The sequence below is a fragment of the Flavobacterium algicola genome, from assembly GCF_022399565.1.
GTDB classification, from domain to species: domain Bacteria; phylum Bacteroidota; class Bacteroidia; order Flavobacteriales; family Flavobacteriaceae; genus Flavobacterium; species Flavobacterium algicola.
The window spans coordinates 211,067-225,061 of sequence record NZ_JAJTUT010000004.1 but is presented as its reverse complement, the minus strand read 5'-3'; the positions used below and the strand labels follow the sequence as shown (position 1 = coordinate 225,061).

Annotated in this window: 13 protein-coding genes; 9 read left to right on the top strand and 4 right to left on the bottom strand. The window is 32.8% G+C overall.

Features of this window, described 5'->3' with window-relative positions; all coding sequences use genetic code 11:
• Window positions 1-6: 6 nt before the first annotated feature.
• The 3 genes from LXH21_RS15305 to LXH21_RS15295 all read right to left on the bottom strand — a co-directional run bounded on the left by LXH21_RS15305 (window position 7) and on the right by LXH21_RS15295 (window position 2,759).
• Complete coding sequence (locus LXH21_RS15305) at window positions 7-840, bottom strand: Cof-type HAD-IIB family hydrolase (RefSeq protein WP_239867885.1); 834 nt, start codon at window positions 838-840, stop codon at window positions 7-9.
• Between the two features lie 76 nt (window positions 841-916).
• Entirely contained in the window at window positions 917-1,729 is an 813-nt protein-coding gene (locus LXH21_RS15300) for an SDR family oxidoreductase (RefSeq protein WP_239867882.1), read from the bottom strand.
• A gap of 79 nt (window positions 1,730-1,808) precedes the next feature.
• Entirely contained in the window at window positions 1,809-2,759 is a 951-nt protein-coding gene (locus LXH21_RS15295) for a PhoH family protein (RefSeq protein ID WP_239867879.1), read from the bottom strand.
• A 196-nt stretch (window positions 2,760-2,955) separates the two neighbouring features.
• Here LXH21_RS15295 and LXH21_RS15290 point away from each other — a divergent pair, with 196 nt between their 5' ends.
• From LXH21_RS15290 to dnaN, 5 genes are all read left to right on the top strand, one after another.
• Window positions 2,956-3,783 carry an SAM hydrolase/SAM-dependent halogenase family protein gene (locus LXH21_RS15290; RefSeq protein WP_239867876.1) on the top strand — a complete coding sequence of 276 codons (828 nt, stop codon included), beginning with the start codon at window positions 2,956-2,958 and terminating at the stop codon, window positions 3,781-3,783.
• A gap of 6 nt (window positions 3,784-3,789) precedes the next feature.
• Complete coding sequence (locus LXH21_RS15285) at window positions 3,790-4,620, top strand: class I SAM-dependent methyltransferase (RefSeq protein ID WP_239867873.1); 831 nt, start codon at window positions 3,790-3,792, stop codon at window positions 4,618-4,620.
• Window positions 4,620-5,345: a gliding motility-associated ABC transporter permease subunit GldF gene (gldF, locus tag LXH21_RS15280; protein WP_239867870.1), complete on the top strand. Its 726-nt coding sequence runs from the start codon at window positions 4,620-4,622 to the stop codon at window positions 5,343-5,345. Before LXH21_RS15285 ends, gldF begins: the two co-directional genes overlap by 1 nt.
• A complete protein-coding gene (gene gldG, locus LXH21_RS15275) occupies window positions 5,345-7,030 on the top strand; it encodes a gliding motility-associated ABC transporter substrate-binding protein GldG (protein WP_239867867.1) in 1,686 nt (561 codons plus the stop codon). Before gldF ends, gldG begins: the two co-directional genes overlap by 1 nt.
• 193 nt (window positions 7,031-7,223) lie before the next feature.
• The gene (dnaN, locus tag LXH21_RS15270) at window positions 7,224-8,342 is read left to right on the top strand and encodes a DNA polymerase III subunit beta (protein ID WP_239867864.1); all 1,119 of its coding nucleotides are present in this window, start codon (window positions 7,224-7,226) and stop codon (window positions 8,340-8,342) included.
• Between the two features lie 370 nt (window positions 8,343-8,712).
• On the opposite strand, the gene LXH21_RS15265 is transcribed toward dnaN, so the two are convergent.
• Window positions 8,713-10,485, bottom strand: coding sequence for a MutS-related protein (locus LXH21_RS15265; RefSeq protein WP_239867861.1), 1,773 nt, complete (start codon window positions 10,483-10,485; stop codon window positions 8,713-8,715).
• A gap of 358 nt (window positions 10,486-10,843) precedes the next feature.
• Between LXH21_RS15265 and dnaX the strand changes: the two genes are divergently transcribed.
• The 4 genes from dnaX to LXH21_RS15245 all read left to right on the top strand — a co-directional run bounded on the left by dnaX (window position 10,844) and on the right by LXH21_RS15245 (window position 13,908).
• The gene (gene dnaX / locus LXH21_RS15260; protein ID WP_239867858.1) at window positions 10,844-11,929 is read left to right on the top strand and encodes a DNA polymerase III subunit gamma/tau; all 1,086 of its coding nucleotides are present in this window, start codon (window positions 10,844-10,846) and stop codon (window positions 11,927-11,929) included.
• 50 nt (window positions 11,930-11,979) lie between these two features.
• The gene (locus tag LXH21_RS15255; RefSeq protein ID WP_239867855.1) at window positions 11,980-12,561 is read left to right on the top strand and encodes a DNA polymerase III subunit gamma/tau; all 582 of its coding nucleotides are present in this window, start codon (window positions 11,980-11,982) and stop codon (window positions 12,559-12,561) included.
• 293 nt (window positions 12,562-12,854) lie between these two features.
• Window positions 12,855-13,301 (top strand): hypothetical protein, encoded by a 447-nt coding sequence (locus tag LXH21_RS15250; protein WP_239867852.1) that lies wholly within the window; start codon window positions 12,855-12,857, stop codon window positions 13,299-13,301.
• Between the two features lie 208 nt (window positions 13,302-13,509).
• Entirely contained in the window at window positions 13,510-13,908 is a 399-nt protein-coding gene (locus LXH21_RS15245; RefSeq protein ID WP_239867850.1) for a hypothetical protein, read from the top strand.
• Window positions 13,909-13,995 lie beyond the last annotated feature (87 nt).

Here is a 13,995-nt window from a genome sequence, read left to right as displayed (position 1 = left end):
TCTACTTTACAATGTAGGACTACTAGATCTTTTTAATATATTTTTCGATAAATATTTGGCAACACCATCGAATTCATTTGTATCTATAACTTCTAATTGGGATAGTTTTTGTTTTAAACTATCAGGAGCATTGCCCATCAATAGTCCTTTGGCAGTTTTAATCAGCATACCTTCATCATTGTAGCCATCTCCAAAAGATATAGCTTGGTCAAAACTATGATTTTCAATTTCTAGAATTTTTGCTATCGCAACACTTTTATCTACTGTATTATCCATAAATTCCAAACAATAAGGTAAACTAAAAGCATGACTAAATAAACCATTATGATTTACTAAGATTTGATCTCGAAGTGCTATTAGTTTTGAATGACTTGGATGTGTAAAAAACATCTTTATAGCTTTAAAATCTGTTACCTCTTTGTAATTAACCAATTCTGGAACATAATTTAAAACTTTCTGGAAATCGTTTAATTTTTCGTTATGTTTATTTGTTTGCCAAACATCCTCTTTAAAAAGTACAGTTGTAATTTCAGGATCAATATCTAAATCTAAAACAGATTTGATCGAATCGCTTTTCATATCTTTAGAAAACAACAGCTCTTTGTTGGGTGCATGAATACGAGCACCATTTGAAGTAACCAAATAAATTGGAAAACCCAAACTTTCTACCAATGGCATAGCATCAAGATGGTGCCTACCGGTCGCAACAATAATCAAATAATTTTGTTGATGTAATTCTCGAAAAATAGTTTTAGTGTAAGTTGCAATTTGGTGGCTTTTATCTAACAAAGTTCCATCTAAATCCGTTACAATTACTTTAATATTCTCTAAATGATTCATTTTTTTAGTTTGTAGGTTTACCGTCTTTTAAACGTAATAGAAATTTAAAAAGCTAATGGAGCACTGCTCTTAAATGCTAGAAAACAGATCTTCTAACAATTTTTGAAAATAATCGGTATCCGACTCTTTTTCTCAAAATATTTAAAAGATTAGCATCAAATCCGATCGTGTATCGCTTGAAATGTCGTGGCGGGTTTGCAGCAATTTTAAAAAGTGTTTGAACAATATCATCCTTCAAATCAACATTTTTCTTAGTTTTTTTGGCCAATAGTCCATCTATTTTTTGCATTAAAGCAACATACGATGGGACATTCGATTCTGGAGATTTTGTGACGTTTTTTTGAAAATTAGAAGGTGTATTTCCAAATTGAACTGTAGCGACTCCAATATTAAAATCTTTAATTTCATATGCCATGCATTCAGAGAAGCTTTCGACAGCATGCTTTGTCGAGTGGTAGAAACTACCAAGCGGTAAATTAACCAATCCTGCGATGGAAGTAATATTAATAAAAAGACCGTGATTTTGTTTTCTGAATACAGGAATAAAAGCACGACTTATTTTTACTACTCCAAGCCAATTAACATCTACGATAGCATCAATTTTATCGTCTTCAGACAACTCAACAAAGCTTCTATAACCAATACCAGCGTTATTGATAACAACATCAATATTTTTGTATTTTTGTAGAATATCTGCTTTGCATTTATTAATACTTTCTGTTGAAGTGACATCTAGTATAAAGCAGCTAATGTTTTCCACTCTATCTAAATCTCCACATTTTTCCAAACTAATCATGGTTGCTATTACATTCCAGCCATTTTTAGCAAAATACAAGGCTGTAGCTTTTCCTATTCCTCCACAAGCACCTGTAATCAATACTGTTTTCAATATATTATTATTTATTTTATTCTTTCCTCCAATGAAAACGACCTCACTTGAGGTCGTCTATTTACCAATTTTTATTCATTTAGTCGGTGTTTTCGGTGTATTTGTAAGCATCAATTACTTTTTTAACCAACTTATGTCTCACGATATCTTTGTCATCAAGATAGATAATTCCAATACCTTCTATATCTTTCAACACTAATAACGCTTCTTTTAGTCCAGAAATTGTTCTTCTTGGTAAATCAACCTGTCCTGGATCTCCAGTTATCATGAATTTGGCATTTTTCCCCATACGCGTCAAAAACATTTTCATTTGTGAATGCGTAGTATTTTGCGCCTCATCCAGAATTACAAAGGCATGATCTAATGTTCTTCCTCTCATAAATGCTAGAGGAGCAATTTGTATAATTCCTTTGGTAATGTAATCCTCTAATTTTTCATTCGGTATCATATCGCGCAATGCATCGTAGAGTGGTTGCATATAGGGATCTAACTTTTCCTTCATATCACCTGGCAGAAAACCTAGATTCTCTCCCGCTTCAACTGCTGGTCGCGTCAAAATGATTTTTTTGACTTGCTTCTCTTTTAAAGCTTTTACAGCCATTGCTACTCCTGTGTAGGTTTTACCAGTCCCCGCAGGTCCAACAGCAAATACCATATCATTTTTATTTATTGTGTCTACTAGCAGTTGCTGGTTTGGAGTAAGTGCTTTTATCATCTTACCTCCTACGCCATGCACAAGAATTTTATCGTTTATTGTTGTTTTTTTATCTTCTTCTCCGTCCCCTAAAATAACGCGCTCTATTACATTATCGTCAATATTGTTATACCTAGAAAAATGTAGTAATAGTCGCTGAAATCTTTTTTCGAACTCATCTAATATTTCTTTTTCACCAAAAGCCTTCAACGTTGTGCCTCTCGCCACAATTTTTAGTTTAGGGTAGTACTTTTTAATCATTTCAAGATGAGAGTCTTGAGCGCCCCAAAACTCTTTTGGTGCGATGTCTATGAGCTCGATGATTCTTTCGTTCAAATTGTTCAGTTTTAAATTAACATTCAGACAAATAATTTTGTACTACAATTTAGGATTTAAATCTTAATCTAATTCCTAATGAAGTCGAATTTGTTTTTTGTTTTGTTGCATTTTTGAGATTACTATTATTAGCTTTGCATTTCTCAAATTTAATAAAAATTAGTTTTAGATTCCAGTAATAGTTATAAACAAAATTATGTCAATAATTACCCTCACTACCGATTACGGCTTGAAAGATCACTTTGTGGGTGCGCTTAAAGGGAAACTGTTATCGGAATTTGCTGAATGCACAATTATTGATATATCACACGATATTGATCCATTTAACACAGTAGAAGCTAGTTACATAATCGGGGCCGCTTACAATAGCTTTCCAAAAGGTACCGTTCACATTATTGGTGTGGACTTAGAATTAAATAAAGAAAACCAGCATCTTGTGATGCAGTGGAATGACCACTACTTTATTGCAGCCGATAACGGTATCCTTAGTATGCTTTCGCAAAAAATTGTGCCACAAAAAATTGTCGGAATCAATATTCATGATCGTCTAGAAAGCAGTGCGACCGATATGGATGTATTTGTAAAAGTAGCTTGTCACATAGCGCGAGGAGGATCGCTAAGTGTTATTGGTAAAGAGTTAAACAGCATCAAACAAGTGACTGATTTGCAAGCTTCTGTTTCTGCAGACAATAATATACTTAAAGGTCATGTTATCTATATAGATCATCTAGGAAATGTCGTAACCAATATAAGTAAAAAACAGTTTATAGAAGTAGCCAAAGGTCGCCCCTACGAAGTAGTTCTTAAAACTAAGAACATTAAGACAATCTTGCCTCGTTATTCTGATATTGCTATTTCAGAAAAATACCTTATAAAAAATTATGAGGGAGAAAAGCTAGCTATTTTCAATGAAGCAGGTTTTTTAGAAATTGCCATTTTCAGAAGTAATCCTTCAACTGTCGGTTCTGCCCATAGTTTGTTGGGGCTTCATTATCGAGATGTTGTCAATATTCAATTTAAATAAAAGTTAATGAATTCGATAATTAGGAAATTATTTTACGCAATGCCGATTCCCATGCGATATGGTATTAGACGTATCATCTATTTTCCGGCAGACATCTTTCGAGATAAAAAATTACTTATGCCCCCAAAGGGATTGATATTTACTGGATCAGGAGACTATCTTAAGGTTGGTCAAAACTTCTTCAATCATTTTCAAAAATATGGACGTTTAACTCCTGATAGTAAAGTATTAGATATTGGATCTGGTATCGGTCGAATGGCGATTCCATTTACACCCTATCTTTCAAGTGAAGGAAGGTATGAAGGCTTTGATATTGTAAAAAAGGGAGTCGATTGGTGTACTAAAAATATAAGCAGCCAATTTCCTAATTTCAATTTTAAACTTATTCCGCTTCATAATGATTTATACAATCATTCGACAGAAGATAAAGCAGCTAGTTTACGTTTTCCATATTCTGAAAATTACTTTGACTTTGTGTTCTTAACTTCTGTATTTACTCATATGATGCCAGATGATGTAGAAAATTACATAGTCGAAATTCGAAGAGTTTTACAAAGAGATAAAATTTGTTTCTGTACATTTTTTATTCTTGACGAAAAAAGTAAAACAAGTATGTCTCAAAATGGATTGAAAAATTTTCCTCATGATTTTAAAAATTATTCTTTAATGGATAGAGATGTAAAAGAAGCAAATGTTGCCTATGATAAAGAATTTCTTTATTCACTTTTCGAAAAGCACCAGTTGCAAATTACTCATTTCATTAGAGGTAATTGGTCTGGAGTAACACCCGGCGATTTAAATGAACATCAAGATATATTAATTATAAAGAAAATATAATGAAATCAATTGCACTTAGAGAGCTTAAATCCTTTTTTGGTTCTCCAATAGGATATTTGGTAATTGCTCTTTTTTTAATTCTCAACGGATTATTTCTTTGGGTATTTGAGGGAGATTACAATATCTTAAACTCAGGTTTTGCAGATATGAGTCCGTTTTTTACTTTATCTCCATGGATTTTGTTGTTTTTAATTCCTGCAGTAACAATGCGCAGTTTCTCAGACGAAAAAAAGCAAGGAACATTAGAATTACTATTAACCAAACCTCTGTCTCTTTGGGATATAGTAAGTGGTAAATTTTTTGGTGCTTTTTTAATGATTATCTTAGCAATCATACCTACACTCATCTATGTGTTTGCGATTTGGAGTTTGGGAGCCCCAGAAGGAAATATAGACATGGGAAGCACCTTGGGATCTTACTTTGGCCTTTTATTTCTTATCGCGAGCTATTCTGCCATTGGAGTTTTTACCTCTTCATTATCTGATAATCAAATTGTAGCTTTTTTAATTGCTGTATTTGTTTGTTTCTTTTTCTATTTTGGATTTGATGGAATTGCCACACTCCTTCCCTCTTTTTCAAATTTCATTAGTGCTGTTGGAATGCAAGAACATTTTAAAAGTATGAGCCGTGGTGTGTTGGATACTAGAGATATTATTTATTTTATTAGTCTTACCATCGCTTTTCTATCACTTACCGTTTATAAACTTAAATCAGTTCAATTGTAATGAGCTACACTCTCAATAAAAATAGAAAATCCGTACTTTTTACTATTGTACTATTATTGGTTATAAACGGACTTGGAAGTTTCTTTTTCCATCGTTTTGATCTTACCAAGGACAAACGTTACACACTATCGACAACATCATTAAAGATTGTAAGCCAAGTAAATGAACCTTTATTTATTAAAGTTTACATGCAAGGTGATTTGCCTGCAGAATTCAAACGTCTTCAACAAGAGACAAGACAATTATTGGAGGAGTTCGAAGCTTATAATAAGAACATCAATTTTGAATTCATTGATCCATTAGAGAATGAAGATGATAGTATGGACAATATTAAGTCACTTTATTCAAAGGGGTTAACTCCTGTTAACATAACTGTAGATGACAAAGGAAAGCAATCACAAGCCATGGTATTTCCTTGGGCGATTGCTTATTACAAAAATAAAGAAGTTAATATTCCGCTGTTAAAAAATATTATGGGTGCATCAACCACTGAAAAAGTGATTGGATCAGTACAACACTTGGAATTTTCGATTGCAGATGCATTAAATAAAGTCACGGTTGACAAGCAAAAGAAAATTGCAGTAATAAAAGGTAATGGAGAGTTGCAAGATATAAGAATGGCAAAATTCTTATTGCAAATAAGAGAGAGTTATCATATTGGCCCATTTACATTAGACTCAGTTGCAACAAATCCTATAAACAGCTTAGAAGCGCTAAAAAAATATGATCTTGCTATAATTGCCAAACCTACAGAAACTTTCTCTGATGCCGAGAAGCAAGTTCTGGATCAATTTATCATCAATGGCGGAAAAAGTTTGTGGCTGATTGATCAAGCAACGGCTGAAATGGATAGCTTATACAATCCTGCAGGAGCAACTCTAGCTTTCCCTAAAGATCTAGGTTTAAATGATATGTTTTTTAAATATGGTTTCCGAATCAATCCTGATCTAGTTAAAGATGAATTGGGTAGCCCCATTAAACTAGCAACTGGTGAGCAAGGAAGTGCAACACAATACCAAGATTTTAACTGGAAGTTTGCCCCTTTGGTTTACCCTGAGAGTCAACATCCTATCGTGAAAAACTTGGGGGGTATCAAATTTGATTTTTCAAATTCTATTGATACCCTAAAGAACGGAATCAAAAAAGTAGTTTTATTACAGTCATCCAAATATTCGAAAAAAATAGGAACACCCGTGGAAATTAACTTAAACATGGTTAGTGAAGAAACGAGTCCAAATCACTATATTAATACTGGTGATATCCCTATGAGTGTTTTATTGGAAGGGAATTTTAAATCTGTTTATGAAAACCGCGTTTTGGCTTTTACACAAAGTGATTTTAAAACGTCTGCAAAACCAAGTAAAATGATTGTTATCTCAGACGGAGATTTAATCAAAAATCAGTTAGATAAAGATGGTTCACCTGTAGAATTAGGATTTGATCAACGATCTGGAAATCTTTACGACAATAAGGATTTTATGCTCAATTGTGTCAATTACTTACTAGACGACACAGGACTTATTAACATTCGATCAAAGGATTTAGATTTGCCGTTATTAGACAAAAACAAAGTGTCAGATAAGTATACTCAAACGCAACTCCTCACCATAGGACTTCCCCTTGTAATACTAGGTGTATTTGGGTTTGCATTTACCTACATTCGGAAAAAGAAATACAGCAAATAGTGTTAATAAATATTTTTCAATACTAAATTAGATTACGATATATTTGTAAAATGTATTCTATTTTATCCAAATCAAATTTGGAACACACAATTCAAAAATAAAGCATAACAGATGAAATCGCCATGTTTCAAGAAACCAAATTAATAAAAAGATTGGCGACCATATTACAATAAAAAACAAATATAATCTTCATATGAAATTTATAGTATCGAGTTCGTACTTATTAAAACAATTACAAGTTTTAGGAAGTGTTATCAACAGTAACAATACGTTACCTATTTTGGATAATTTCCTTTTTGAATTAAACAATAATGAATTGACTGTATCTGCTTCCGATTTGGAAACTACCATGTCAGCAGCATTAGAAATTGATTCTACAAGCCAAGGAAGTGTTGCAGTACCAGCAAAATTACTTTTAGAAATCTTAAAAACATTTCCTGAGCAACCATTGACTTTTACAGTTGAAGAAAACAGTACTATCGAAATTAGTTCTAACTCTGGAAAATATGCTTTGGCGTATGCACCTGGAGCAGAATTTCCTAAATCGGTAAATCTTGATGAGCCTTCTGTAACATTAGTACCTGCAGAAGTTTTGGCAACTGCAATCAGTAAAACGATTTTTGCTGCTGGTAATGATGATTTGCGCCCAGTAATGTCTGGAGTATTTTTCCAGTTTTCTCCAGAAGGATTAATCTTTGTTGCTACTGATGCTCACAAGCTAGTAAAATATGCACGTACCGATGTAAAAGCATCTGAAGTAGCTGATTTTATCATGCCAAAGAAACCGTTGACTATCTTAAAAAATATCTTATCAACGTCTGACGCTGAAGTAAAAATCGAATACAACGACTCTAACGCTACTTTCACTTTTGATAACTACAATTTAATGTGTCGTTTGATTGATGGAAAATATCCGAATTACGAAGCTGTAATACCAAAAGAAAATCCAAACAAATTAATGATAGACCGCTCTCAGTTTTTGAGTTCTGTACGTCGTGTAGCAATTTTCTCTAACAAAACAACACACCAAATTCGATTAAAAATTGCTGGTGCTGAGCTAAATGTATCTGCAGAAGATATCGATTACTCTAATAAAGCTGAGGAGCGTTTAACTTGTGATTATCAAGGAGACGACATGCAAATTGGATTTAACTCTCGTTTCTTGACCGAAATGTTGACCAATTTACAGTCAGATATGATTATGCTTGAAATGTCATTACCAAACAGAGCAGGTATTTTGACGCCTGTAGATGGTCTTGAAGAAGGAGAAACAGTTACTATGTTGGTTATGCCAGTAATGCTTAATAGCTAATTTAACCTTAATTTAATATTGATATATTATTTAATTGGGTAATATTTTGTAAACACGATAATTATACTTATTATTGTAGAACAAAAGAGCTATTAACCAACCATTTTTTATATTTAGAAAAACCGCTATTTCCATATGGATATGCGGTTTTTTTTTGCTCAATAATTTCAGCTTTTACTTTTTTTAAGGAGTGGAAGATTCAGCATTTTCAGTAACTATTGTTCCTGCTCCCGAAGCTTCGGGACGCTGTATCTTTTTTGGTTCACCTTTTCGGGATTTAACCCCCGAAAAATTAAATCAAACAAGGATACCACTTCTATCTCGGCTAGCCAGAAAGATTAGTTGATTTTAGGATGTTTATTTTTCAATCCTAAATAACTCCCATTTTTTTCATTAAAAAGGAAGCACTTTTATTTCGACAAATACCATCTCTAAGTTTGTAGTCAAAATGAAGATCATTATTAACAATTTCGACCTCAAAACATTTATTAATTAAGGTATCAGGATAATCATTAGTAGTCAAACACACTTCGATATCATGAGTTGCGATTGCTCCAAATGCCTTTTGAGCAATTACTTTCTTAACTACTTCTATCGTTCCATTACGCTTGTCATCAGAGTTAGTCCCTCTTAATATCTCATCAAGTAAAACAAAGGCTGGCTTACCTTCTAACGCATCCATAATTTGTTTTAAACGTTTGATCTCTGCGTAAAAATAAGATTCACTATCGGTCAAAGAATCTGACAGTCGCATCGTCACCAATACTGGTAAGGGATGAACGTTTGCCTCTGTAGCACACACAACTGAACCAATTCCAGACAAAACCATATTAACCCCCAAACTCCTTAAAAATGTACTTTTACCAGACATATTCGAACCTGTTAAGATCATAAATGATTGAGGATTAAAAGTCACATCATTACCAATTCTTGTTTTAATGCTTAATAAAGGATGGCTAAGATCCTTAAATTGAATTTGAAAATTAGAATTTAATGTTGGATATATAAAATCAGGATTATTGTAGGCAAAATTCGCTAAACTGTTTAAAGCTTCGACCTCTCCTATAATTTCTAACCATTCTTCAAGCGCATCTGCATGCTCTCTCTTCCACTGAATCAACCTTTTCAATACATGAAGATTGAACAGAAATGTACCATTAAATAATACAGCGGTAACCAAATTGGCAATAGTATCATTATTCGAAAAAAGACCTGATAATTTCTTCAAATGTACACTTGCGTTTTCTGTTTTGAAAGTCAGTTTTTCTTGTAAACTTTTTAGTTTATCCGAGTGAAATGATTCATTTTCTATCTTTTGCAGTAGTAAGCTGTACTGATTAATAATGCTATCAATATTATCTGAATTGGCTATCTCAATTTTAATTCGCTTCATGAAATTTCCTAAAACAATTAAATTAATGACAAACAGATAGGATAAGCTATTAATCAAAACGGTGTTAGACGTAATTAAATAAGTTATAAAAAGACCGCCCAAAATTATTGGACTTATAATAGAAAATAGCACAGCCCAACGTGGAAAGGCTTCACTATTAAATTTATTCCACTTAAGCAATTCACTGTAACTTGAATGACTGTCATTTGTAATTTTAGCAAAAGCAGAAAACTCCTGTCTCCAATCTAATTTTTGACTTAGCTCTTTAACTGCTTCTTGGTTCTGCTTTATAACTTCTACAGAAGCCACATTTAACAATTGATTGGCTAAGGTTTTTTTACCAATATAAGTCGCGGTACGATTTAGATTTTGAAAAAGTGAGTGTTTACCAAAGATATCCAAATCATAAGCATACGGATGACTAAAATCATTGAACTCTATACCATTTTCAAAAGGAAGCTTTTTATTTTCCAGAAAATCAATTTCATTACCATTTATTGTCAGTAAGGCCTCTTGAAATTTTCTTTCAAATTGTAGTTTAGAATGAATTCTCATTAAAAAAACAAATCCTATAAAAAACACTACTGCTAGAACAATATACAAAACTTGGCTATTTTGCATGTAGAAGTACAAACTTCCCATAAATAATAGAATAGTTAACAATCGCAATAAACTTATAGTACTGTATTTTGCATTTAATGCCTTAAGACTGCTTTCTAAACCTGCTTTTTTCGAATGATATATCGTCATGACTGTAATTGATTGGTAAGCAAATATAACATATCAATTTTCGGTTCAAAATACTTTTTGATTTTTTTACTAGACTACTGCATTTAAGTTGCTATCCTGCATAATAAATTAGATGCGTAGAATAAAAATCGCACTACAAATTTGACCACTTCATTTTATATTTTCACTATCTTGTCTTGTAATATCAAACACAAATTTGGATAATGTTCTGCTACTACAAATACTGTGAAAAATAGTATTCTGCTTCTTTACTATTTCTGAAAATAACAACATTGTTTGGCTTGAGTAAAATACAGCTGCAGATAAATTTTGTAAATGATTATTCTAATCTTATATTTGCTTTCGAATACAGAAAACTATGGAACAATTTATCGTATCGGCTAGAAAATACCGTCCTCAAACATTTAAAGATGTTGTGGGACAAAAAGCTATTACCAATACTTTACTAAATGCCATAGAAAACAATCACTTGGCTTCGGCATTATTATTTACCGGTCCTAGAGGAGTGGGAAAAACGACTTGCGCCAGAATTTTGGCTCGAAAAATCAATCAACCTGGTTATGATGATTTAGAGGAAGATTTCTCTTTTAATGTATTTGAACTAGATGCTGCCTCAAACAATTCTGTAGATGATATTCGAAACTTAATTGACCAAGTGAGAATACCTCCGCAAACAGGAAAATATAAAGTATACATTATCGATGAGGTGCACATGCTTTCATCTGCAGCTTTTAATGCTTTCTTGAAAACATTGGAAGAACCGCCAAAGCATGCCATTTTTATATTGGCAACTACTGAAAAGCACAAAATTATTCCGACCATACTATCTCGTTGCCAGATATTTGATTTCAAAAGAATTACTGTTAAAGATGCCAAAGAACATTTGGGAGAAGTAGCTACAAGTCAGGGAATCACTTTTGAAGATGATGCTTTACACATCATTGCTCAGAAAGCCGATGGTGCGATGCGCGATGCCTTGTCCATTTTTGACCGCGTTGTTTCCTATTGCGGAAATAATTTGACACGTCAAGCTGTAACCGAGAATTTGAATGTTCTTGATTACGAAACATATATAAATATTACCGATTTAATTATCGAGAATAAAATTCCTGATTTACTAATTGCTTTTGATGCTATTTTAGCAAAAGGCTTTGATGCACATCATTTTGTTTCTGGACTAGCTAGTCACTTTAGAGATTTATTGGTAAGCAAAACACCCGCTACATTAGTTTTACTAGAAGCAGGAGAACAAGCTCAAAAACTTTATGGCGTACAAGCGCAGAAATGCGAAGCTGATTTTTTATTGAAAGGAATTGCCATTGCGAATGATTGTGATCTAAAATATAAGTTGAGCCAAAACCAACGTTTACTTGTTGAACTTTGCTTAATGCAACTCGCCTCTATCACTTATGATGGAGAAAAAAAAAAGTTGAGTCATACATAATTCCTCCAACTTATTTTAGAAAAAGAGATTACTCGATTGCAGATCAAACGATGTCCAAAGCAACAATTGAGGAATCAAAGACGGTTTCTGCTCCGGTAGATATGCCTATAGCACCACCAGTTACCCCAATTGTAAAAGAAACGCCCAATTTTGATGGACCTAATGTGTCTGCATTCTCTTTAGCCAGTATACGTGCAAAAAAAGCATTAGTTGAAAGTAGTAAAAACTTCGTAAAACCAGTCAATCATACTGTATTACCTACAGAACCCTTTACAGAAACGGAGATGCTAATTCAATGGAATAATTACGCTAAAAAACTAGGGAATAAAGGTTACCGTATCATGGAATCATTACTTATGATCAATGATCCCAAACTTCAAGGCACTGCCAATATCACTATCGAATTACCAAACGAAGGTTCCAAACTTGATTTTGAGAGTGAAAAAATCGGACTCCTAGGTCATTTGCGAGGTCATTTGCATAACCATGATATTAATATTGAAGTAATAGTCAACGAGACCATGCAAAGTAAACGCAACCTAAATGACCAAGACCGTTACAACCGTTTGTTTGAAATCAATCCTAATATCGAAATCTTACGTAACACTTTTGGTCTTGATGTGAATGCGTAATAATTAAAATAAGATTTTGTAATTTTTAAAACTACCAAACGGATTAATTTTGGTAGTTTTTTTATGCCCAAATTGAAATAAACTAAATACATAATCAATCTAAAAACTGAAATTTGAATAAAATATTCTTTAATTTTAAAAATTGATAACCGTCTAATATACTGACTCTTAAAACGAAAGACAGCACTCTGAATTACCACTCATCAAAGACTATACTATTGCTTTGGCACAGTTGTTGAAAATATCTTAGCAACAATGACATTGAAATAAAAACAATTTAAAATATAGGAATTATGAGAACATTAAAATTATTAGCCGTTGGAATCTTATTAGTAGTATCAAGTTCAGTTGAAGCACAAGTATCTCTAAATGTAAATATCGGTAGTCGTCCTGTTTGGGCTCCTACTCAGGGGTATGCTAATGTTGGGTTTTACTATGTACCCGAAGTACATGCTTATTATGATACTCGTTCTTCAGTTTATGTTTACCAAAATGGAAACAATTGGGTACGATCTAGAAATGTACCTTACCAATATAGAAATGTAAATTTAAATCATTCCCGTATCGTTGCATTAAATGGTTATAGAGGAAGCCGTCCTTATGAGTCTTATAATTATCACAAACCACAGCAACGTGTTGCTTATGTAGAAAAAAACAGCAAACACAATTATCATGATAAATATTATGATAAAAATGATCACAAAAAAGGGAATAGTAAAAAATACAAAAACAAACATTAATAGCTTTACTATTTAAAGCGGTGATTTACAAAGGAGCATTTTACATGCTCCTTTTTTTATACCTAATGAGAAGTGATTCAACCTAGTTTTTGTAGTTATTATAAAATTATAGATAATCAAAAAATGATTGAATTAGGCCCCTTAACGACTACCTTACCATCGTGCCAAAAATATCCCAAATTAATATTTACAGTTAAATATAATCATCATGAAAATTTTAAAATTAGTAGCTCTTAGCCTTCTGTTCTTTGTATCAAGTGCAGTACAATCGCAAGTATCAGTAAATGTAAATATAGGCCCGCGTCCTACTTGGGCTCCAGCGGAAGGTTATACGACGGTTGATTATTACTACATCCCAGAGGTACAAGCTTACTACGATACGCACTCCTCAGTCTTTATTTATTTAAATGGAAGCAGTTGGGTACGCGCAAAAAACCTACCGTCTCGTTATAGTAAGTATGATATAAATTCCTGTCAGAAAGTAGTTTTAAAAGGCTATAAAGGGGATAAACCATACCAGCATTTTGACAGCCATAAAAAACAATACAAGGCTTATAAAAAGGAAAACAAGAAGAATAACAGCAAAAAAAGTAATAAAAAACATTAGTCTTATAAAGACCTGAAGTAAAAAAAAAGAGCACAATTGATGCTCTTTTTTTTGTTAAGAAAAGTTGAAAATCAAAGCTTAAAAAAA

Excerpts from the sequence above, each read along its gene's own strand:
- LXH21_RS15305 (WP_239867885.1), bottom strand. The coding sequence starts at position 840 with ATGAATCATTTAGAGAATATTAAAGTAATTGTAACGGATTTAGATGGA.
- LXH21_RS15290 (WP_239867876.1), top strand. The coding sequence starts at position 2,956 with ATGTCAATAATTACCCTCACTACCGATTACGGCTTGAAAGATCACTTT.
- LXH21_RS15285 (WP_239867873.1), top strand. The coding sequence starts at position 3,790 with ATGAATTCGATAATTAGGAAATTATTTTACGCAATGCCGATTCCCATG.
- gldF (WP_239867870.1), top strand. The coding sequence starts at position 4,620 with ATGAAATCAATTGCACTTAGAGAGCTTAAATCCTTTTTTGGTTCTCCA.
- gldG (WP_239867867.1), top strand. The coding sequence starts at position 5,345 with ATGAGCTACACTCTCAATAAAAATAGAAAATCCGTACTTTTTACTATT.
- dnaN (WP_239867864.1), top strand. The coding sequence starts at position 7,224 with ATGAAATTTATAGTATCGAGTTCGTACTTATTAAAACAATTACAAGTT.
- LXH21_RS15265 (WP_239867861.1), bottom strand. The coding sequence starts at position 10,485 with ATGACGATATATCATTCGAAAAAAGCAGGTTTAGAAAGCAGTCTTAAG.
- dnaX (WP_239867858.1), top strand. The coding sequence starts at position 10,844 with ATGGAACAATTTATCGTATCGGCTAGAAAATACCGTCCTCAAACATTT.
- LXH21_RS15255 (WP_239867855.1), top strand. The coding sequence starts at position 11,980 with ATGTCCAAAGCAACAATTGAGGAATCAAAGACGGTTTCTGCTCCGGTA.
- LXH21_RS15250 (WP_239867852.1), top strand. The coding sequence starts at position 12,855 with ATGAGAACATTAAAATTATTAGCCGTTGGAATCTTATTAGTAGTATCA.
- LXH21_RS15245 (WP_239867850.1), top strand. The coding sequence starts at position 13,510 with ATGAAAATTTTAAAATTAGTAGCTCTTAGCCTTCTGTTCTTTGTATCA.